Here is a 19,302-nt window from a genome sequence, read left to right as displayed (position 1 = left end):
TCGTCGGAGAGGGCACCACTGGGGGAGGCCGGGGAGTCGCGGGATTGGCGTGTCGGGTCGGCTGGCGTGAAGTCTCCTCTCGGCCCGTGCGGCTCGTGGCCGCGATGCCGGAAAGCGCCGTCCGTGTTTTCGTTTCTGTTGGTAGTTGGGGGACTGTACTGAGTCCCTCGGCGCGCGGCAAGGTATTAATTCCGCCACGTCTACAGAGCGTGGACGTGGGGATTGATCAGCATTGAAGCAGTTCAAAGCCGCTTTTCGTCAAGTGGTGACCACTGCCGCGCTGGCGCGAATCGTTCGATGCAGGAATTTGGTGATGATCACTGAGCAACTCAATCCCACTCATCCGAACTGTTTCCCACATCCGGTCCGTGCACGAGTCTTGCCGCCCTTGCCGCGCCGCACCTAGCCTCCAATGGGAACGTTCCCACACCCCCATGCGCGACTCAGGTCCCCCTTTACGCGTCTCCTGTGATGAATCGTTTCAAAAGCTGACTCCGGGATGCGCGAGCCTCTGTCAGCCCATCTGAAGGAGCCGCACACACTCGACCGGAATCCGTAAAGACGCGCAGGCCGGCCGTGTTCCTTCTCGCGGTGCCGGGTGGCCGCGACACCCGTGGCCCCGCGAACGCGCCCGTGCCCCGCACCAGTGGATCAACCGGCTGCGCACCGCACCGAACCCATGGCGGGCCGCCCCGGCTCATCGGGGTCGGCCCGCCACGGACGGCCGAACCCACCATGCGCCAACGACCGACAAGGAGTCATCGTGTCGATGCAACGACGCACCTTCCTGGGCCTGAGCGCCGCCACGGCGATGGGCGCGGGCGTGTCCCTGCTCGGCGCCGGGCAGGCGTCCGCGGGCACCGCCCCCACCCAGCCGTACGCCGTGGGCGTGCGCCGGTACGACTGGACGCGGGGCAGCCGGCGGCTGACCACCTACGTCTACTACCCGGCCACCGGCACCCCCGGCGGCAGCCCCGTCACCAACGCGCCGGTCGCCAACGGGTCTTCCCGGTCTGCGAGTTCACCCACGGCTACGGCAGTAGCCCGCAGAACTCCGAGGCGGTGATCCGCCCCCTGGCCGCGGCGGGCTTCATCGTCCCCGGCCCCCACTTCCAGTTCAACATGACCGACGTCAACAACGGCAACATGTCCAAGGACGTCTCCGAGATCCTCACCCAGACCCTCGCGCTGAACAGCGGCAGCGGTCCGCTGGCCGGTCACATCGACACAGCGGCCGGCGTCGGTGTGGCCGGCCACTCCATGGGCGGCATGACCACCCACGGCCTGCTGACGGCGTGGCCGGACAGCCGGGTCAAAGCCGCGATCCCGATGTCCTGCGTGGACATGGGCAACCCCAGCAGCGCGGTCTCCGCCAACGTCCTGTTCATCCACGGCGACCGGGACACCACCTGCCCCATCTCCTCGGCCCGCCAGGCGTACTCCGAACTGCCCGCGCCCAAGGGGTTCCTCACCTTCCTCGGCGGGGGCCACAGCAACTTCTTCGGCGACACCCGCAACGTCAGGACCTTCCTGGACTGGATGCGCTGGAGCCTCTACGACGACACCGCCGCACGCGACCGCCTCCCCTCCGACGCCCAGAGCAGCGGCACCACCTGGGAGTTCGTCGGGGAATCGAACGGCCCGGCCCACCACCGCCTGGTCGTCCAGCACAGCGGCAAGGCGGCCGACGTCAACGAGGCGTCCACCGCGGCCGGGGCGAGGCTCATCCAGTGGACGTCCGGCAGCGGACTCAACCAGCAGTTCCAGTTCCTCGACACCGGCGACGGCCACGTCCGCATCAAGGCCCGCCACTCGGGCCTGGTGCTCCAAGCCGCCGGCAACGAAGGCGGCGCCGACATCACCCAGCAGCCCGACACCGGCGCCGCCGCCCAGCAGTGGAGGCTCGTCGAGCACGGCGACGGCACGGTCAGCCTGGTCAACCGGGCCAGCGGCCTGGCCATGGACGTCTGGGAGTACTCCACCGCCGACGGAGCCCGCATCTCCCAATGGACCTACACCGGCAACGCCAACCAGCGCTTCACGCGCCAGCGAGTGTGACCACACCGGCCGGGGCGCGGAGCCGGGCGCCCCGGCCACGGTGTTCCCGGTCGGCGTCCCAGCCGGTCGGCGTGCTGCCGCGGGTGTGGGTGCGGGCGTACGCGATTCTCCTCTTCAGCGTCTCCTCCCTGCTCCCGGACGGGGACGACCTCCCGGTCCACGACGCCACCCCGCTGCTCGACGCCACCTACCGGCTGTTCGGAACCGCCCGCACACCGCGTCATCCGCCGCTCCCCGGCGCCCACGTCGTCTGCGCCAACAAGAGCAGCCGGCGACTGGGAACAGGCCGCCTGGCCCGACCAGGCGCCGCTGCGCTACCCGTTCACCGACCGGGAGGTCGTCGTGCCACCCTCCGAGGACACCTGACGACCACGCCGCGGACGCGTCCGGCGCCCCATGACGGCTTCGCGCACAGTGCGAGCGTCGCGGACCCGCCGCGGTGGCGCATTCCGGACTCGGCCCGTGTACCACGGGAGTGCGACCGGGGCCCCTCGCGGCCGCCCGCTCCGCCCGTCACCGCCGTGGCCCGGCCCGCCCGGCGGCCTCGTCGCACGGCCGCCGTGGCGTCAGCCCTCCGTGTCCCGGAGCTGGCGGGCGGCCAGGGCGTGGGCCGCCGTCCGGGTCGCCGGGTACAGCTCCCGGTAGAGCCGGTACAGCTCGTCGTACACTCCGGCGTGCGACGGGTCCGGGGTGACGGTCGTCTCGACCGGGTTCCAGTCGGCGATGTCGCGAGGGTCCGCGGCGCCCGTTCCCACGGCGGCCAGGAAAGCGTCCCCGTAGGCCGCGCCGACGGTGTGCCGGGGCAGGTCCTGGGGCCGGCCGGTCACGTCGGAGACGACGCGGGTCCACAGGCTCCGGGCACCGCCGCCCACGGCCACCAGGCGGCGGCTGCCGGCGCCGGCGTCGGCCATGGCCTCCAGGTTGTGCCGCACGCCGAAGGCCGTCCCCTCCAGCGCCGCGCGGTACAGGTGGCCGCGGCCGTGCCGCAGGGTGAGGCCGAGGACGAGGCCGCGGGCGTCGGGGTCGAACAGCGGGGTGCGCTCCCCGGCGAAGTACGGCAGCATCAGCAGCCCCTCGGCACCCGGCGGCAGCGCCGACGCCTCGCCCACCAGGGTGTCGAACGACGCCCCGGTCAGGTCGCGCAGCCACGCGGTGACCGCTCCCGAGGTGGCCATCCCGGCCGCCAGGCAGTACGTGCCGGGGAACGCCCCCGCCGTGGACCACAGACCGGGCGTGGGCATGGGCTCGGCGACCACGTTGACCAGGAACATCGTCGTCCCGTACATGAGCATCAGATCGCCGGGGGCGGTCACGCCGACGCCCGTGGCCTCCGCCCAGGCGTCCACTGTCCCGGCGACCACGGGGATGCCCGCGGGCAGGCCGGTGGCGGCCGCCGCCGCGGGCGTGACCGTGCCGGCGACGTCGCTCGGCCACACCAGCCGCGGCCACTCGAGGCCGGGGGCGATCTCCTCGCACCACTCCTCGATCCAGGCGCCCCGCCGCAGGTCGTACAGCGGGGCGCACTGGCTCGCCGAGTGGTGGTCCAGGACGTAGGCGCCGGTGAGCCGGTGGACGAGGTGGGAGCCGGCCATGAACCAGCGGCGGGTGCGCGCGTACACGTCCGGCTCGCGCTGCCGCAGCCAGGCGAGCTTGGGGCCGACCGCCTGGCTGGTGAGGACGGAGCCGCAGCGCTCCAGCACGGCCCGTTCGCCGTAGCGGGCGGTCTGCTCGGCGACCTGCCGCCCGGCCCTGGTGTCCACGCCGTACAGGATCGCCGGGCGCAGCGGCGCGCCTCCGGCGTCCGTGGGCAGCAGGCAGGGGCCGATCCCGCTGACACCGACGGCGGCGGGCCGCTCGCCGCCTGGGGCGAGCGCGAGGAGTTCGGCGCACAGGGCGGTGAAGTCGTCCCACCACACGGCCTGCGCGTCGTGCTCGAACCAGCCGGGGTGCGGGGTGGAGGTGCGGTGCTCCCTGACCGCCCGGGCGACCAGGGTGCCGTCGGGGCGGACGAGCACGCCCTTGGAGCTCGAGGTGCCGATGTCGGCACCGAGGAACAGGGTCATGGGGCTCCTCGGGAGCGGTGGGTGTGACATGCCCGCGATGCCGGCCGCCGGGGCCGGTCGGGCGTCAGCCGTCCGGGCCTGCCCGGGTGCCGCGCGGCGCGCCGGGCGCTTTCGCGCGGGTCCCACGGGTCACGGTCGGCATGGTAGCGGCGTACGTCCGCGAGCAGCACGGGTGCCGCCGAGCGGAGTCCTCACCCCCGGCACTCCCGGCGCGGACCGGCGCGTCCGCGCGGCGGCCGCGGGCGGCAGCCGGAGACAGCGGTCAGAGGCGGATGACGACGAGGGCGATGTCGTCGCGGCCGCCGTCGCCGACGCCGAGGCCGTCCAGCAGCGCGTCCGCGAGGGAGCCGCTGTCCAGCTCGCCGCACCGGGCGAGCGTGTCGGTCAGGCGGCGCAGGCCGACGTCGATGTCCTCACCGCGGCGTTCGATGAGGCCGTCGGTGTAGAGCACCAGGGTGTCGCCCGGGCTGTAGGGCAGGCTGGCCTGGGGGCGGGGGACGTGCACCGGGCGGACGCCCAGGGGCGGGTCGGTGGCCTGGTCCAGCAGCTCGTAGCCCCCACCGGGATGGGCCAGCACCGGCGGCGGATGCCCCGCGCTGCTGTACATGATCAGCCGGCTGCGGATGTCGATGAGTGCCTTGACCGCGGTGGTGCCCATGGCCCCCTCGATGGACCTCGCGTACAGGCCCAGCACCTCCAGCGCCTGCGCGGGCCGCTCCACGGCACGGACGGCGGCGCTCAGGGCGCTCCGGAGCATGCCCATGACGGCGGCCGCGTCCAGGCCGTGGCCGATGACGTCGCCGACGGCCACCGCGAAGCGGTCGGCCGCCAGGTCGACCACGTCGTACCAGTCACCGCAGATGTTGAGCGACCCGGTGGCGGGCAGGTAGCGCACGGCGATGTTGCGGTGCCGGGCCAGGTCCGGGGCCTGGAGCATGGCCTCCTGCAACGTCATGGCCACCTGGCGCTCCCGCTCGTGCGCCCGCCGCAGCTCCTCGTTCAGCCGCAGCAGCTCACGGGCCCGCACGTACGACTCCGCCTCCAGCTCCCGCACCGGCTCGCTCCGCCCCCCGGCCCGGTACGCCTTCGCGAAGTCCGTCATGTCCTCGACACGGTGGATGATCCACGCGACGGTGCCGTCCGTGCCCAGGACGGGCGTGTGGGACGGCGACCACCACCGCTCCTCGTACACCCCGGGCCGGTCCGGGACCTCGACGGTGTACTTCCGCAGCGGCATGGTCCGGGCCCGGCGGGTGGCGAGGACCTGCTCCAGCGACGCCCGGAGCGACGGCACTCCGTCCGTGTCGGCGTCCTCCACGGCTCCGGGGAAGGCGTCGACGGCGTGCCTGCCGAGGACGTCCCGCCGGGTCCGGCCCGTGACCTCCAGATACGCGTCGTTGACGTCCGCGACCACCAGGTCCGGCCCCAGCAGTAGATAGGGGTTGGGCGCGGCGGCGAACACAGCCGCGTGGTCGGTCTCCGGCACCACCCGGGACTCCCTCCTCGGCCCGCGCCTCCCCGGCGGCGTCCGACACCTCGCGCGGCGCCCGCGGCACCACACCCGCCGACGGCGCCGCGCCGCACGGCGACGACCGGGCTGTGTCCCGATTATCCCAGTTACCGCACCGACCGGCCCTGCGACGCGCGCGCATGCCGCCGCAAGGGGCATCGGAAGCCCCGGCGGCCCGGCGAACGCCGGGGCGGCCGGGCGGGGGACCGGCCATGCCGCGGGGCGGCACCGCCGGACCGCCGCCGCGGACGAGGGCGCCCGGGCCGGGGCGGCGGGCCCCCTCAGGTTTCGCTCACGGGTGCGAGGAGGTGAGGCCGGTCACCGCGGCCGCGGTCCGGCGCGCCTCCTCCGGCCGGCGGTGTTTGTCCGCCCTCGATCTCTGCGCGTCCTTTTCCTTCCTGTGCGCGCCGTCCATCATCAGGATCTGGTCGTGGCGGGTTTGCGCCGGCGCCGGCCGGGTTCGAGACGGGATGGTCGCCGATGAGGAGGCGACCGGTGGAGCCGGATGCCTGTCCGGGTTCCTTCTCGCGGCACTCTCGCTCTTCGGCGGGAACCGCTCCGCAACCCCGCGCATCCGAACCGAACTCCTGACTCGGAGGACTACTCGGAGGACTAGCGGACGGGCCGGCGACCGGAGCGCTGGGACCAGCGCACGCCGATGAACACCAGCGCGGCCACGAGGACCGCCATGCCGACGAAGAGCAGATAGCCCACCCCTTCCGCGGCCACTCCGACAATTCCCAGCACGACGGCGACCAGGACGAGAAACAGGAAAAGTGCCATGAAGCCAACAACCCCTCCGAACCGATCGGAACAGTCAGCGGCGAGCGAGTTGACGCTCGCCGCCGGCGCCCGGCTGGTAGGCCAGACCGTAGTGCGCGAAGATCTCCTTCTCTGCCTCGGCGGGCAGGATGTCGTCCATGCCGATCGACGGCGCCTTCTTCACCAGCGCCTTGTCATAGCGGACGCGGACGTAGTCCGGACCGAGGGTGACCTCGTCGAGCGGCACGAAGGCCAATTGGTGACGAGTCGGCAGTCCGATACGCACCGTGGCCATGGCCGGCTCGTCGCTGCTGGTGTCCACATAGATCGCTTCCAGCACGCCGATTTTGCGGCCCTTCACATCGACGACGCTCTGATTGCGCCACTCGCGAATATCCGCTGCGTGGATCACGATGTGCCTTCCCAAGACCGTTGCGCCGCGAACCGCCCGGAGGCAGTTCGCAGCCCGCTGAATTCCACAACCCTTTACTCACTGGTGCTGTCGGAAAGCCTCTGCCCTCCACCCGCTCACCGCTGTGCCTGTCTCCGGGCGGGGCGTGCTCCTGCGCGAAATCAAGGCTCACCGCGCTCATCAGGGGCAGCCCCATCCGGCCGAACCCGTCGACCGCCTACCCCCGTCGGCGCCGTCCACGCCCCTTGGCGCAAACGCCCGCACCGAATCGAAGACGACCTTCGCGCCCGACCCACCGATGCGCGGTTGGCCCGAGCATCCCGCCAGGGCGGCCTGACCCTGCCCTACGATCCTCGGCATGAGGGACCGGAATCCGCCGGCCGAGGAGCTGCGGACCGCCAGGCTGTCGCTACGGCGTCCGACCGAAGCCGATATCGACGCCATCTTCGCGATCCATCATGATCCCGAGACCTGCCTGCACAATCCCTCCGACGCGCTCGCCCGGCTCGACGAGGCCGGGGAACTCTATCGACGCTGGGACGACCAGTGGCAGCGGTGCGGATACGGGTACTGGGTCGTCCGGTGCCATGGCTCCGATCAGCGGCTGGGTTTCTGCGGGATCAAGCCCATGGACCTGCACGGCATGGAGGTCCTCAACCTCTTCTACCGCTTCGCCACCTCCGCCTGGGGCCGGGGCTACGCCGGCGATGCCGCCACCGCGGTCACCACCTGGGCCTCCCGCCACGTTCCCGACCTGCCGCTGATCGCCCGTGTCAGGCCGGCCAACATCGCCTCCCAACGAGTGGCGATCCGTGCCGGCCTGACCCGAGCGGAGCACCTCGACGGAACCGGATACGACGGCCTCGACTGGGTCTACGCGGCGAAGCTGCCGAACTGAACGACCTCCGAGTACACGCGGCCGAGCGGCCGCACGTGCTCGCGGAAAGGACCGGCCCGCCGGGTGGGTCAGCGGGCGATGAACGGCTCGGTCAGGTGCGGAGTCGCCAGGTAGAGGGTGTCGGCGGCCCGGCTGTGGAGCACCTGTTCCCTCGAGGCCCTTGCCTGCTCAGGGTTCATCTCGTGTGCGTAGGCGATCTCGGGATGGAGCAACTGGATCGCGTGCACGAGCAGGTCGCCGGTGACGGCGACCTGCTCGCGCCCGGACGTGACGAGCACGCTCTGGTGCCCGGGCGTGTGACCGGGCGTGGCGGACACGCGCTCCCCGCCGCGCAGCGGGGTGTCGCCGTCGAGCAGTCGTAGCTGATCGGTCTTCCTGAGCGGGTCGATCACAGCGGACCGCAGTTGCGGGTTGAGCTCCTCGATCGCGTCGAGTTCGGCCTGCTGCAACAGGTATTCGGCGTTCGGGAAGAACGGCCGAGTCTGCTCTCCGACGACGGCCCAGCCCACGTGGTCGGTGTGGAGGTGCGTGAGCACCACGGTGTCCACTTCGGACGGTTCGATACCCGCGGCGGCCAGCGAAGCCGGGAGCACCCCGGGTACGGGCGCCCACGAGGCCGCCGGGCTGTCGGCCGGGCCGATCCCCGCGTCGACCAGCGTCACGCCCTGATCGCTGCGGATCGCGAACGCGCGGAACTGGAGCCGCCAGCGCCCGTCGGCGTCGCGCGCGCCGGGATCGAACCGGTCGGCCGCCGCCCACTGCTCGGTGGTGGCGCCGGGGAACGCCTCCGACCTGGGGGAGAAGAAGGGGCCCACGCCGTCGGCGAGCGCGATGACGGTGTACGGGCCGACCTGGATGGAGGGGGGCATCCCCAGATGGTGTCACCCGAGGACGGCCCACGAGCAGGCGGGTCGCCCCGGAGCTCACTCCTTCGACCGGCGCTGCCCGTCCTGGACGAACCCACCGACCACCTGGACATACGCCACCGACTGAAGGTCCTCGGCGCATCCCCGTGACCGGCGTGCGGCTCGTCCGGGCCGGCTCCGGCGGGCACACCCGGCCCTTTCCCCCCGCCGGCCCTTCCCCCCCCACGCCGACGGGTCCGCGCCCCGCTCAGGCACCGTCCCCGCGGCGTCGTCGGCGGTCCGGTCCGCGAGACGCCGGGCGGGTGATTTCCGCGGTCGGTGCGGACCGGCCTTCCCGTTCCCGGCGACGCGTCGGTTACGTTGAGCCGCACCTTGCAGTGGAGAGCGGTTGGCTGTGGTGGCGATGCGGAGGCCGGGCAGGGCAGCGGGGGCAGCGGGCGGCGGTGCCCTGCCGCGGGCCGCGGGCCGCGCGTGACGCCGGTGCCCCCGGCCGGGGGCGGCAGCGCCGCGGGCCCGCTCGTCTCGCCGGTCAATTCCCACAACGAGTGGGACCCGCTGGAGGAGGTGATCGTCGGACGCCTGGACGGCGCGGTGATCCCCTCCAGGCATCCGGTCGTGACCTGCAACATCCCGCCATGGGCGGCGCGGATGCAGTCGGCCGCCGCCGGCTTCAGGTATCCGCGCGGGCTGATCGGGCCGGCGCAGCAGGAACTCGATCGGTTCGTTGCCCTCCTGGAGTCCCTCGGCATCGTCGTGAGGCGCCCGGACCCGGTCGACCACAAGCGGAGATTCGGCACCCCTGACTGGTCGTCACGGGGCTTCTGCAACAGTTGCCCGCGCGACAGCCTGCTCGTGATCGGTGACGAGATCATCGAGACCCCGATGGCCTGGCCGTGCCGGTACTTCGAGACCCACACCTACCGCACGGTCCTCAAGGACTACTTCCGGCGCGGGGCGCGCTGGACGGCGGCGCCGAGACCGCAGCTCACCGGCGAGCTGTTCGACGCGGACTTCCGTGTCCCCGAGGCGGGCGATCCCATGCGCCACATCCTCACCGAGTTCGAGCCGGTTTTCGACGCGGCGGACTTCGTCCGGGCGGGACGCGACCTGTTCGTCACGCCCAGCAACGTCACCAACCGCATGGGCATCGACTGGTTGCGCCGCCACCTCGGGCCCGGCTATCGCATCCACGAGATCCAGAGCCGCTGCCGCACGCCCATGCACATCGACACCACGTTCCTGCCGCTCGCGCCCGGCAAGGTGCTGGTCAATCCCGAGTACATCGACGTCGACCACCTGCCGGAGATCCTGCGCAACTGGGACATCCTGATCGCTCCCGAGCCCACCCCGATCCGCGAGCGCCTGCTCGCGGTCACCTCGATGTGCGGCAAATGGCTCAGCATGAACGTCTTGATGATCGACGAGAGAAGGGTGATCGCCGAGCGGCACCACACCGGGATGCTGCGCGCACTCGAACGCTGGGGCTTCGAACCCGTCCCGTGCGACCTGCTGCACTACGCGCCGTTCGGCGGGTCCTTCCACTGCGCGGCACTCGACGTCCGGCGCCGCGGCGTCCTCGAATCGTATTTCGATTGATCGTCCCGTCCCGGGGCCGTCGCAGGGACCCGTTGACCGTTCCCATGACAGATGTCATGTCAGGTCATGACAGTCCGCACGCCCGACCGGCCCCGGGCGCCGGAATGCTGGGGGCATGACGAACACCGTTGTCAGCGTGAGCGGCCTGTGGCGCAGGTACGGTCCGTCCGGGGAGGGCGGCTTCGACGCCGTGCGGGGGGTGGACCTGGAAGTCCGGGAGGGCGAGCTGTTCGCCCTCCTGGGCACCAACGGCGCGGGCAAGACCTCCACGCTCGAGGTGCTTGAGGGCCTGGCCCCGGCCACCCGTGGCACCGTGCGCGTGCTGGGCCGGGACCCGTACACCGAGCGCGGCGCCGTGCGGCCGTGCATCGGGATCATGCTTCAGGAGGGCGGCTTCCCCTCCGACCTGACCGCGGAGGAGACCGCACGGATGTGGGCGGGCTGCACCAGCGCGGCCCGGCCGGTGCGGGAGGCGCTGGAGACGGTGGGCCTGGCGGAGCGCGCCGGGGTGCGGGTCAAGCAGTTGTCCGGCGGCGAGCGCCGGCGGCTGGACCTGGCGCTCGCGGTGCTGGGCCGGCCGCGGGTGCTGTTCCTGGACGAGCCCACCACCGGCATGGACGCCGAGGCCCGCCGGGCGACCTGGCAGGTCGTCCGCGGCCTGCTGGAGCAGGGCACGACCGTCCTCCTCACGACGCACTACCTGGAGGAGGCCGAAGAGCTGGCGGACCGGCTGGCCATCATGCACAAGGGGCGGATCGCCGCCGCGGGCACCCCGCGGGAGGTCACGACGCGGCGTCCCTCGCGCATCGGCTTCCGCCTCCCCGAGGGCACCGGGCGGTGGCGGCTCCCCGCCGAGCTGGGCGCGCGCGGCGACGGGCGCGACGTGCGGATCACCACACACGACCTCCAGGGCACGCTCACGCGTCTGCTGCTGTGGGCGCGCGAGCACGGCGTACGGCTCGGTGAGCTGGACGCCCGTACGGCCTCGCTGGAGGAGGCCTTCCTGGCGATCGCCGGCGGCCGGGAGCACGACCCGGGCGCCGCACACGACGGCGCGGCGGCGCACGAGGCGGCGGAGGTGGCGACCCGATGAGCACGACGAGCACGACGAGCACGACGGCGGACACGCCGCGCACGGCACCCGGACCGCGGCGCACCACCGCGGCGGGGCGGACGGCCGCCCTCGCCCGGGCCGAGGTGACGCTGCTGGCGCGCAACCGCACCGCGCTGTTCACCGCCCTGGTGATGCCGCCGGTGATGATCGGCTCCATGAAGTCCTCGCTCGACCGGTCGGACGCCCCCGCGAAGACCGGGCTCGGCACCGGCGAGCTGCTGCTGACCGGCGGCATCGTGATGGTGCTGACCCTGGTCGTGTACACCACGCTGGTCGCCGCGTACGTGAGCCGACGCGAGGAGCTGGTCCTGAAGCGGCTGCGCACCGGCGAGGTGCGGGACGCCGAGATCCTCGGCGCCACCGCGCTGCCCGCGGTGGTGATCGCCCTGGTCCAGATCGTGCTGCTGGTGGTGCTCGGCGCCGCCCTGTGGAGCGTCCGGCTGCCGCAGCGGCCGGACCTGATGCTGGCCGGGGTGGCCCTGGGCACGGTCCTGGCGGCGGCGCTGGCCGCGGCGACCGCGGCGGCCACCCGGACGGTGGAGAGCGCGCAGGTGACGGCGCTGCCGCTGATCCTCGTCGCGTTCGTCGGCTCGGGCGTCGGGGTACCGCTCGAGGTGTTCCCCGACGGCCTCGCCGAGGTGCTGCGCCTGCTGCCGCTCACTCCGGTGGTGGACCTGGTCCGCGGCGGCTGGGTCGGCGGCATGGGGGCGGCCGAGGCGCTCCGTGCCTTGGGGACGGCGTTGGCCTGGACGGTACTGTCGGTGGTGATCGTGCGGCGCCGGTTCCGGTGGGAGCCGCGCGGCTAGGGACGCACGGGAGCGAGAGACACCATGCCGGACCGTACGCCGCGGAAGGCGGCGGCGCCACGCCGCTGGTTCCGGTGGTGGGCCGGCCGGTCCGGCGCCGCCCGGATGGAACTGGTCACCCACTGGTGCTTCTACGCCTACACCCTGGCGTCCTGCTCGGAAGCCGCTGCCTCCCTCACGGACGGGCCGCGCGCGCCGTCGGCCGACGCCGCGACGGTGCTCCTGCTCGTCGCGTACGGCCTGCTCGGGGGACGGGCGGCGTCACAGGCGCTGCACTGGGCGGTGGGCCGCCGTGCCCGGCCCACCGCCCTCATGGCCGCGGTGACCGCGACGGCCGCCGTGGTCCTGGCGCTGGTGCTCCACGAGCAGTACCGAGCCCCGTCCGGGGACGACGCGACCGGGTTCGTCTTCGCCGTCGGCTGCACGATGCTCCCGGTGGCGGTGCTGACCGTACGGGCCCTCCCGGCACGCAGGATCGCCGGTGTCGTGGCGGCGGCCGTCGCGGTGGCCACGGCCGCGACCGCGGCGGCCGGGCTGCCCGCGGTCGTGGTGTGGGTGAACGCCTGGTGCGCGTTCACGTTCGCCTGCGTCGCGGTGTTCGTCAGCCGTCTGTCCGGCTGGTCGATACAGATCATGTGGGAGTTGCAGGACGCCCACGACACCCGCGCGCGGCTCGCCGTGGCCGAGGAGCGGCTCCGCTTCGCCCGCGACCTCCACGACGTCATGGGCCGCAACCTGTCCGTCATGGCCCTCCAGAGCGAGCTGGCCGCCCGGCTGGCGCGGCGCGGGGCCACGGACGCGGCGGCCGGCCAGATGGAGGAGGTGCAGCGCATCGCCCGGGAGGCGCAGGCCGAGATCCGCGCCGTCGTCCGGGGCTACCGCGAGGCGGACCTCGCCGCGGAACTCTCCGGCGCGCGCGGTGTGCTGGAGGCCGCCGGCATCGACTGCGCCATCGACACCCCCGGCCCGGGCGGCGACACCGCCGCCTCCCTCTCCCCTTCGGCGCAGGCGGCGCTGGGCTGGGTGGTCCGCGAGGCGACCACCAACGTGCTGCGCCACGCCGACGCCGCGAGCTGCGAGATCCGCCTGCGGGTGGCGGCGCGGCGGGCCGTGCTCACCGTCGCCAACAACGGAGCCCGCCCTCCCGGGCCGCGGACCGGCGGCACAGGACCGGGCGGCGGCACGGGGCTCACCGGGCTGCGCGAGCGCCTCGCCGCCCTCGGCGGCACCCTCACCACCCACGCGCGGGACGGCACGTTCGTCCTCACCGCGTCCGTCCCCCGCGAGGAGGAACGATGACCCTGCGTGTGCTGCTCGCCGACGACGAGCACCTCATCCGCGGCGCCCTGGCCGCGCTGCTCGCCCTCGAGGACGACCTGGAGGTCGTCGCCGAGGCCGCCGACGGCGACGAGGCGCTGGCCATGGCCCGGGCCCGTACCCCCGACGTCGCCGTGGTGGACCTCCAGATGCCGGTCCGCGACGGCCTCTCCGTCGCCGCGGAGCTGCGGACGCTGCTGCCCGCCTGCGCTGTCATGATCGTCACCAGCCACGGCCGCCCGGCCGCCCTCAAGCAGGCGCTCGCGGCGGGCGTGCGCGGCTTCCTCCCCAAGACCGTCTCCGCGCAGCGCCTCGCGGAGATCATCCGCCTGGTCCACGCGGGCACCCGCTACGTCGACCCCGAACTCGCGGCGGACGCCATCAGCGCCGGCGAGTCCCCCCTCACCGCCCGTGAGGCGGAGCTGCTCGCCCTCGCCGCCGACGGCGCCCCGGTCGCGGAGATCGCCGCCCGCGCCTGTCTCGCCCCGGGCACCGTCCGCAACTACCTCTCCGCGGCCACGGCCAAACTCGGCGCGGAGAACCGCCACGCGGCGGCCCGCCTGGCCCAGGACCGCGGCTGGCTGTGAGCTCCGGGGCCGCGCGGGCGAGGGGCGGCGGGGTCTCGGCCCGCGCCGTCGCCCGATTCGCCCCTGCCCCGGCCCCGGCTCCCAGTGACGCAGATCACTGAATCATCCCCGTGCCGGTCCCGTCGCACCCGCAACCCCGAGGACCTTCGGACGTCTGTCGGGGTGGAGGCGCCTCCAGCACGGGACCGCCGCAGGGGAAGCCACCCCTGACGGTCGGTCAGCCGACAGAAGCAACCGATGATTCGAGGACCGAACATGTCAGTACGTCACGCCGCCGCCCGCAGCCTCCGTCCGAGCCGGGTCCGCGCCGCCGTGGGCGCCTCGGTCGTGGGCGCCGCGCTGGCCCTCGGCGGAGCCTTCACGGCCCACGCCGCGCCCGCCTCGGCGGACGCTCCCGCCGAGGCGCAGAAGGCGAAGGCGGCCTCCCCGGTGACGTCCACCTCCACCGGGAAGCACGCCAAGCCCTACGTGCCCGGGTCGGAAACGCCCGCTCCGAGCTCGGAGACGAACGTTCCGCGGGACGCGAAGCCGGCGCAGCCGCACGTGCCGGGGTCGGAGACCGACGTCCCGGAGGACGCGCAGCCGGCGCAGCCGGTGCAGTTCGCGGCTGCGGCGAGGTGAGGCCCGGCGGCGTTTCGTCCCGCTGATCGACACCAGGTCGTTCGGCGGCAGGCACCACGTGAATGCGCGCCGCGGGGCCCAGGCCCGGCGGCACGGTCCGTCCGCCCGGGGGCCCCGGGCGGACGGACCGGACTGTGACGCCCAGGAGACAAGTGAGAACAGCGACGATCCCCACCGCCGCGGCGTCGATCGCCTGGTGGCGAACCCTGTGCAGGCCGGTGCCCCGCTTGTTCCGCGGCGGAGCGGATCCGATGCGCCGAACACGGGACAGGTTCGCGCCGCGTTCACCGGCCGGCCGGAAGGACGGCGCGGGAAGGCTGTTCCGAGCCGCGTCCCCCGGCACGGCGGCAGCCGGGGACGAACACGGCTTCAGTGAGCTCTACCACCATCGCCGGCTGGCGCTCGTGCGGCTGGCACTGCTTCTGGTGGACGACCTCCCGACGGCGGAGGACGTGGTGCAGGACGCCTTCGTCGCGCTCCTGCGCCGCCACGGCCCTCGGCTGGCGGAGCTGGACGACCCCGAGGCGTACTTGCGGACCTGTGTGGTCAACGCGGCCCGCTCGGTTCTGCGCCGGCGCCGTACGGCACGCGCCCACATCCCTGAGCGTGAACGCCATGTCCCGTCCGCCGACAGGAGCGTGCTCCTCGCCGAGACCCATCGGGAAGTGATCGACGCGTTGCGGCGTCTGACCCGCCGGCAGCGCGAGGTCCTGGTCCTGCGCTACTGGTCGGACCTCACCGAAGCCCAGATCGCCGACACCCTCGGAATCTCCCGCGGCGCGGTCAAGTCGACCGCCAGCCGGGCCCTGGACGCTCTCGGCAGACAACTGGAGACACCTCGATGACCGAGCACCCCTCTCAGCCGCGCTCCCGCTCCTCCCGCCGCCGGCGCCTCGCGGAGATCCGGCCATGAGCCGCGGCCGCAACCGCCACGAGGAGATCGAGCGACGACTGCGCGAGGCCCTGGAGGCCCGCGCCGGCGGCGTCGACCGGCAACACCTGCGGCCCGCCGCCCTTCCCACCGGATCCGGGCGGTCCTTCCCCGCTCCCCGCCGGACCGTCGTCGCGTTGTTCGGCCTGGCCGCGGCTGCCGCCTGCGTACTGCTCGCCGTCACGGACGGCGGTTCGGACAGCCCGGTCCGTCCCGCCGTCAGCCCCTCGCACTCGACAAGCCCGCCCACGTCTCCGGCCCCGGCGTCCCCCGCCGTCCCGGTGCCGCCCCCCGGCGGGGCCGCCACCGCGGGAGCACCCGACCCGGCTTCCCCCGCGGGGGCGCGTCCGTGAGCTCGTGGGTGGTTCGGCGCGGGTCACCGGGTGAAGGCGACGGACGCCGCGAGGTCCTTCTGGGTCCCGAGCGCGGTGAGGCGTTCGGTGAGGGCGGTGTGGATGGCGTCGTAGGCGTCGGACCCCAGGGTGAGGCGCAGGGGCGGGTCGGGGTGGCGGGTGGTGTCGTGGATGGCGGCGGCGAGCTTGGCCGGGTCGCCGGTGAAGGCGCTGTCGTCGGCGGTCTCCAGATGGCGCCGTGTCCGCCCGACGGCGCCGTCCCGGTAGACGGCCGTCTCGGCGGTGTAGCGCAGGGCCGACGAGAACCCGGTGCGGGTGGCACCGGGTTCGACCAGGGTGAGGTGAATGCCGAAGTCGCGGACTTCGCGGCTGACACTCTCGGTGAAGCCCTCCAGTCCCCACTTGCCCGCGTGGTAGGCGCTGTGGGTGGGAACGCCGATCTGGCCGCCCATGCTGGAGATCTGGACGATCCGGCCTCCGCCCTGCTTGCGCATCGGCTTCAGGAAGGCCCTGGTGATCAGCATCGGAGCGAGCAGGAGGACCTCGATCTGGTCGCGGACCTGCTCGTCGGTCATCTCCTCCGCGGCGCCCACGACCGCGTATCCGGCGTTGTTGACCACGATGTCGACCGGCTCGGTCCGGAGGGTCCTGCCGATCACCTCGCCGACGTCGCCCGGCCGGGTGAGATCGAGGGTCTCGACGGTCAGCCGGTCGCCGTACGTCCCGCGCAGCTCGTCCAGGGCGGCGGGACGGCGGACCGTGGCCGTGACCCGGTCACCGCGCTGGAGCGCGCACTCGGTGATCCGGCGGCCCAGGCCGCCGGAGGCTCCGGTGACGAACCAGTGGCGCACGGCCTTGTCGCAGAGAGTGGGCATGGGAGTCCCCTGGAGTAGAGTGATACCGGAATCTGTTCCGGTTACGAGTTAAGCGGAACGGATTCCGGAACGCAATCGGAGACAGGCACCGAAGGAACCCGCATGCCCTCCACCCCCCGCCGGACCAGGAGCGACGCGCTGCACAATCGGGAGCGCCTGCTGGAGGTCGCCGCGCAGGTCTTCGCCGAGCAGGGGCTGGACACCGCGCCGGCCGCCATCGCCAAGCGGGCGGGCGTCGGTGTCGGCACGCTCTACCGGCACTTCCCGACTCGGGAAGCCCTCATCGACGCCGCCTACCGGCGCCAACTCACCCGCGTCTGCGAGAAGGCGGACGACCTCCTCGCCCGGCACCGGGCCGCCGAGGCCACCCGGATGTGGATGGAGCACTTCCTCCACTACGCCACGGCCAAGCGCGGCATGTCCGCGGCACTCAACACGGTCATCGCTTCCGGAGTGGACCCGTACGCCGACAGCCGCGCACTGCTCACCGGCGCCGTCGCCGCCCTGCTCGAGGCCGGCGCCCGGGACGGCAGCCTGCGCGCCGACGTCACTGCCGACGACGTCCTCCTCCTCATGGGCGGCATCGCCTACTCCGTGCAGCACGGCACCGCGGAGCAGGCCCGTCGGCTCGTCGACCTCCTCATGGACGCGCTCACCAAGGACTCGACCGCGAGCTGACCCCGGGCCGCCGTCCGCCCTGGGCGTACGCGACCGCCGACCGGCACTGCTACGGACCCGAGTCCGAGTCCCCGGGCCGCACCGCCGCACCGCCGCACCGCCGCACCGCCGCGCGGCCGTCCGGTGCCGTGTCCGTCCGGTGCCGTGTCCGTCCGGTGCCGTGTCCGTCCGGCCGGGGCCCGCCGGACACGGCACCGCGGAGGTCAGACGCTGAACTCCCTGATCACGGTGTTCCTGAAGATGGCCGGACCGCCGCTGGTGAACAGGGCGAGCCCGGTGTCGGTCAGGTTGGGGAAGGCCTGCATGGAGTGCGTGTGGCGGCCGTCGCCGAAGAAGACCTCGACCGTGGTGCGGTCCACCAGCACGCGCATCGCGACGCGGCGGGCCGAGGGGGCGAAGGGGCTTCTGCTCTCCTGCATGGCGCCGCTGTGGTCCGGGTTGGCGACGCCGCGGCGGTTGACGAAGGCGTAGTCGCCCCAGACGCCCGCGTCGATGTGGCGCCCGCCGTCCGCCGAGCGCCGTAGCTGCACGCCGGCGCCGGTGAGCTGGTCCCAGGTGATCTCGGTGGTCAGCTCGTATGCGGTGCCGCGGTAGCCGAGCAGGAGGTTGCCGTCCACCCGCAGGTCACCGAGGCGCACGGTGCGGGAGACGTGCCCGTCCAGCCCGGAGACGGGGCGGGAGGCCAGGTAGAGGGTTCCGGCGGCGTCGCGCTCGAGGGTGATCTCGCGGACGATTGAGTCGGTGCCGTTGAAGCCGTCGGCGTCGATGGTGGGGGTGATGCCGGAATAGGCCCAGTTGTTCATCCAGGCGATGGCGTACCGGCGCGTCGGGTCGACGGTGCCGTCCGGTCGGTGCCGGTCGAAGGTGACGGCGGCGTACCAGTCGAAGCCGTGGTCCAGCCACTGGGGGTCGGGCGCGTCGGGGGTGAAGGTCGAGCCGTCGAACGCGCCGGTCCAGTAGGCGTAGGTGTTGGGCCGCCCGGAGGCCCTGCCGTCGGCGCTCGCCCCGAGCACCCACCGCGTGGTGCCGTCGGCGGCGGTGATGCGGAACAGGTCGGGGCACTCGAAGACGCCGAGGCCGTCCTTGATGAAGCCGCCGACGTAGGTCCAGCTCCTGAGGTTGCCGGAGTGATAGAAGCCGATCTTGTTCTTCTCGGCCAGGGCCATCACCCAGCGGCCGCGCTCCTCGTCGCGGATGATCTTGGGGTCGCGGAAGTCGACGACACCGGGGTTGGGCAGCACGGGGGTCGTTCCGTACGGGGTGAAGGACCGGCCGCCGTCGGTGGAGCGGAACAGGTACTGCTCCTGGGCGGTGCGGGGATCGGCGGTGGCGACGATCACGACGGCGCCGCGCCCGAAGCCCGCGGTGCCCTCGGTGTCCACCACCGCGCATCCCGACCACACGTCGCCGATCGCGGTGGTCTTCGGCACCGCGATGCCCCCGTCGCGGAAGGCCACCAGGTCGGTGGTGGAGGCGCGGCGCCAGGCGGTGCCCGGGGGGCTGCCCGCGAAGTAGTCGGGGTTGTACAGGTAGTAGTAGTGGTACTCGCCGTCGAGCCAGATCGGCCGCTGGGGGTCGTTCTTCCACTGGTCGGGGACGGTGAAGTGGTACTCCGCCCGGTAGCTGGCGGCGGCCCGCGCGGCGGCGCGGCGAGGGGCCCCGTCCGCGGCGGCCGGTACCGCCGGGGCGGCGGCGGCCCGGGTGGCGGTCGCCGCCACCGCCGCCGCGCCCAGGGCCGACGCCGTCAGCACGGCGCGCCTCGTGCTGCCCGGAGCCGCGGACGCCTCGGGCCTGTCCGCACCTCCGGCTGATGCGCGTGTTCGGCTCATACCGTGACATTCCTCTCGTGGGGAAC

At 73.3% G+C, this 19,302-nt stretch carries 19 protein-coding genes and 1 pseudogene; 13 read left to right on the top strand and 7 right to left on the bottom strand.

Annotated elements, in window-relative coordinates; all coding sequences use genetic code 11:
- The first annotated feature begins 763 nt into the window (after positions 1 to 763).
- The 3 genes and pseudogenes from ACYVO2_RS06135 to ACYVO2_RS06125 form a co-directional block, all read left to right on the top strand.
- The gene (locus tag ACYVO2_RS06135) at positions 764 to 1,066 is read left to right on the top strand and encodes a hypothetical protein (RefSeq protein ID WP_461006560.1); all 303 of its coding nucleotides are present in this window, start codon (positions 764 to 766) and stop codon (positions 1,064 to 1,066) included.
- The gene (locus ACYVO2_RS06130; RefSeq protein WP_461006559.1) at positions 1,063 to 2,058 is read left to right on the top strand and encodes an RICIN domain-containing protein; all 996 of its coding nucleotides are present in this window, start codon (positions 1,063 to 1,065) and stop codon (positions 2,056 to 2,058) included. The genes ACYVO2_RS06135 and ACYVO2_RS06130 overlap by 4 nt, the downstream gene beginning before the upstream one ends.
- A pseudogene (locus ACYVO2_RS06125) lies at positions 2,007 to 2,315 on the top strand (histidine decarboxylase, pyruvoyl type); the annotation flags it as partial. The gene ACYVO2_RS06130 and the pseudogene ACYVO2_RS06125, both read left to right, overlap by 52 nt.
- A 309-nt stretch (positions 2,316 to 2,624) precedes the next feature.
- On the opposite strand, the gene ACYVO2_RS06120 reads toward ACYVO2_RS06125, so the two are convergent.
- The 4 genes from ACYVO2_RS06120 to ACYVO2_RS06105 form a co-directional block, all read right to left on the bottom strand.
- Positions 2,625 to 4,121 (bottom strand): FGGY-family carbohydrate kinase, encoded by a 1,497-nt coding sequence (locus tag ACYVO2_RS06120; protein WP_461006558.1) that lies wholly within the window; start codon positions 4,119 to 4,121, stop codon positions 2,625 to 2,627.
- 262 nt (positions 4,122 to 4,383) lie between these two features.
- Complete coding sequence (locus ACYVO2_RS06115) at positions 4,384 to 5,610, bottom strand: PP2C family protein-serine/threonine phosphatase (protein WP_461006557.1); 1,227 nt, start codon at positions 5,608 to 5,610, stop codon at positions 4,384 to 4,386.
- 633 nt (positions 5,611 to 6,243) lie between these two features.
- Positions 6,244 to 6,414: a hypothetical protein gene (locus ACYVO2_RS06110; protein ID WP_461006556.1), complete on the bottom strand. Its 171-nt coding sequence runs from the start codon at positions 6,412 to 6,414 to the stop codon at positions 6,244 to 6,246.
- Positions 6,415 to 6,448: 34 nt separating this feature from the next.
- Positions 6,449 to 6,805, bottom strand: a complete 357-nt coding sequence (locus tag ACYVO2_RS06105; protein WP_461006555.1) for a PRC-barrel domain-containing protein — start codon at positions 6,803 to 6,805, stop codon at positions 6,449 to 6,451.
- A 358-nt stretch (positions 6,806 to 7,163) separates the two neighbouring features.
- On the opposite strand from ACYVO2_RS06105, the gene ACYVO2_RS06100 reads away from it, so the two are divergent.
- Positions 7,164 to 7,703 (top strand): GNAT family N-acetyltransferase, encoded by a 540-nt coding sequence (locus tag ACYVO2_RS06100; protein WP_461006554.1) that lies wholly within the window; start codon positions 7,164 to 7,166, stop codon positions 7,701 to 7,703.
- A 68-nt stretch (positions 7,704 to 7,771) separates the two neighbouring features.
- Here the strand turns inward: ACYVO2_RS06100 and ACYVO2_RS06095 are convergent, their stop codons facing one another.
- Positions 7,772 to 8,572, bottom strand: a complete 801-nt coding sequence (locus ACYVO2_RS06095) for an MBL fold metallo-hydrolase (RefSeq protein ID WP_461006553.1) — start codon at positions 8,570 to 8,572, stop codon at positions 7,772 to 7,774.
- 468 nt (positions 8,573 to 9,040) lie between these two features.
- Here ACYVO2_RS06095 and ACYVO2_RS06090 point away from each other — a divergent pair, with 468 nt between their 5' ends.
- The 8 genes from ACYVO2_RS06090 to ACYVO2_RS06055 all read left to right on the top strand — a co-directional run bounded on the left by ACYVO2_RS06090 (position 9,041) and on the right by ACYVO2_RS06055 (position 15,894).
- Positions 9,041 to 10,165 carry an amidinotransferase gene (locus tag ACYVO2_RS06090; protein ID WP_461006552.1) on the top strand — a complete coding sequence of 375 codons (1,125 nt, stop codon included), beginning with the start codon at positions 9,041 to 9,043 and terminating at the stop codon, positions 10,163 to 10,165.
- Positions 10,166 to 10,280: 115 nt separating this feature from the next.
- Complete coding sequence (locus ACYVO2_RS06085) at positions 10,281 to 11,258, top strand: ABC transporter ATP-binding protein (RefSeq protein WP_461006551.1); 978 nt, start codon at positions 10,281 to 10,283, stop codon at positions 11,256 to 11,258.
- Positions 11,255 to 12,085 carry an ABC transporter permease gene (locus tag ACYVO2_RS06080; RefSeq protein WP_461006550.1) on the top strand — a complete coding sequence of 277 codons (831 nt, stop codon included), beginning with the start codon at positions 11,255 to 11,257 and terminating at the stop codon, positions 12,083 to 12,085. Before ACYVO2_RS06085 ends, ACYVO2_RS06080 begins: the two co-directional genes overlap by 4 nt.
- Positions 12,086 to 12,109: 24 nt before the next feature.
- Positions 12,110 to 13,384 carry a sensor histidine kinase gene (locus ACYVO2_RS06075; RefSeq protein ID WP_461006549.1) on the top strand — a complete coding sequence of 425 codons (1,275 nt, stop codon included), beginning with the start codon at positions 12,110 to 12,112 and terminating at the stop codon, positions 13,382 to 13,384.
- Complete coding sequence (locus tag ACYVO2_RS06070) at positions 13,381 to 13,989, top strand: response regulator transcription factor (RefSeq protein ID WP_461006548.1); 609 nt, start codon at positions 13,381 to 13,383, stop codon at positions 13,987 to 13,989. The genes ACYVO2_RS06075 and ACYVO2_RS06070 overlap by 4 nt, the downstream gene beginning before the upstream one ends.
- A 255-nt stretch (positions 13,990 to 14,244) precedes the next feature.
- Positions 14,245 to 14,610, top strand: coding sequence for a hypothetical protein (locus tag ACYVO2_RS06065; RefSeq protein WP_461006547.1), 366 nt, complete (start codon positions 14,245 to 14,247; stop codon positions 14,608 to 14,610).
- A gap of 251 nt (positions 14,611 to 14,861) precedes the next feature.
- A complete protein-coding gene (locus tag ACYVO2_RS06060) occupies positions 14,862 to 15,455 on the top strand; it encodes a SigE family RNA polymerase sigma factor (protein ID WP_461006546.1) in 594 nt (197 codons plus the stop codon).
- Between the two features lie 64 nt (positions 15,456 to 15,519).
- Complete coding sequence (locus ACYVO2_RS06055; protein WP_461006545.1) at positions 15,520 to 15,894, top strand: hypothetical protein; 375 nt, start codon at positions 15,520 to 15,522, stop codon at positions 15,892 to 15,894.
- A gap of 23 nt (positions 15,895 to 15,917) precedes the next feature.
- On the opposite strand, the gene ACYVO2_RS06050 is transcribed toward ACYVO2_RS06055, so the two are convergent.
- On the bottom strand, positions 15,918 to 16,769 hold the full coding sequence (locus ACYVO2_RS06050; RefSeq protein ID WP_461006544.1) for an SDR family oxidoreductase: 852 nt from the start codon (positions 16,767 to 16,769) through the stop codon (positions 15,918 to 15,920).
- Positions 16,770 to 16,871: 102 nt separating this feature from the next.
- Between ACYVO2_RS06050 and ACYVO2_RS06045 the strand changes: the two genes are divergently transcribed.
- The gene (locus ACYVO2_RS06045) at positions 16,872 to 17,447 is read left to right on the top strand and encodes a TetR/AcrR family transcriptional regulator (protein ID WP_461006543.1); all 576 of its coding nucleotides are present in this window, start codon (positions 16,872 to 16,874) and stop codon (positions 17,445 to 17,447) included.
- 203 nt (positions 17,448 to 17,650) lie between these two features.
- Here the strand turns inward: ACYVO2_RS06045 and ACYVO2_RS06040 are convergent, their stop codons facing one another.
- Positions 17,651 to 19,180 (bottom strand): glycoside hydrolase family 32 protein, encoded by a 1,530-nt coding sequence (locus tag ACYVO2_RS06040; RefSeq protein ID WP_461006732.1) that lies wholly within the window; start codon positions 19,178 to 19,180, stop codon positions 17,651 to 17,653.
- Positions 19,181 to 19,302 lie beyond the last annotated feature (122 nt).

Source organism: Streptomyces capparidis (assembly GCF_054782095.1).
The sequence above is the reverse complement of the archived record's forward strand: the minus strand, read 5'-3'. Positions and strand labels throughout refer to the sequence as shown.

Bases quoted from the DNA above. Each gene is read 5' to 3' on its own strand.
- ACYVO2_RS06050 (WP_461006544.1), bottom strand. From the start codon at position 16,769: ATGCCCACTCTCTGCGACAAGGCCGTGCGCCACTGGTTCGTCACCGGA.
- ACYVO2_RS06065 (WP_461006547.1), top strand. From the start codon at position 14,245: ATGTCAGTACGTCACGCCGCCGCCCGCAGCCTCCGTCCGAGCCGGGTC.
- ACYVO2_RS06055 (WP_461006545.1), top strand. From the start codon at position 15,520: ATGAGCCGCGGCCGCAACCGCCACGAGGAGATCGAGCGACGACTGCGC.
- ACYVO2_RS06060 (WP_461006546.1), top strand. From the start codon at position 14,862: ATGCGCCGAACACGGGACAGGTTCGCGCCGCGTTCACCGGCCGGCCGG.
- ACYVO2_RS06080 (WP_461006550.1), top strand. From the start codon at position 11,255: ATGAGCACGACGAGCACGACGAGCACGACGGCGGACACGCCGCGCACG.
- ACYVO2_RS06085 (WP_461006551.1), top strand. From the start codon at position 10,281: ATGACGAACACCGTTGTCAGCGTGAGCGGCCTGTGGCGCAGGTACGGT.
- ACYVO2_RS06095 (WP_461006553.1), bottom strand. From the start codon at position 8,572: ATGCCCCCCTCCATCCAGGTCGGCCCGTACACCGTCATCGCGCTCGCC.
- ACYVO2_RS06045 (WP_461006543.1), top strand. From the start codon at position 16,872: ATGCCCTCCACCCCCCGCCGGACCAGGAGCGACGCGCTGCACAATCGG.
- ACYVO2_RS06110 (WP_461006556.1), bottom strand. From the start codon at position 6,414: ATGGCACTTTTCCTGTTTCTCGTCCTGGTCGCCGTCGTGCTGGGAATT.
- ACYVO2_RS06120 (WP_461006558.1), bottom strand. From the start codon at position 4,121: ATGACCCTGTTCCTCGGTGCCGACATCGGCACCTCGAGCTCCAAGGGC.
- ACYVO2_RS06075 (WP_461006549.1), top strand. From the start codon at position 12,110: ATGCCGGACCGTACGCCGCGGAAGGCGGCGGCGCCACGCCGCTGGTTC.
- ACYVO2_RS06070 (WP_461006548.1), top strand. From the start codon at position 13,381: ATGACCCTGCGTGTGCTGCTCGCCGACGACGAGCACCTCATCCGCGGC.
- ACYVO2_RS06100 (WP_461006554.1), top strand. From the start codon at position 7,164: ATGAGGGACCGGAATCCGCCGGCCGAGGAGCTGCGGACCGCCAGGCTG.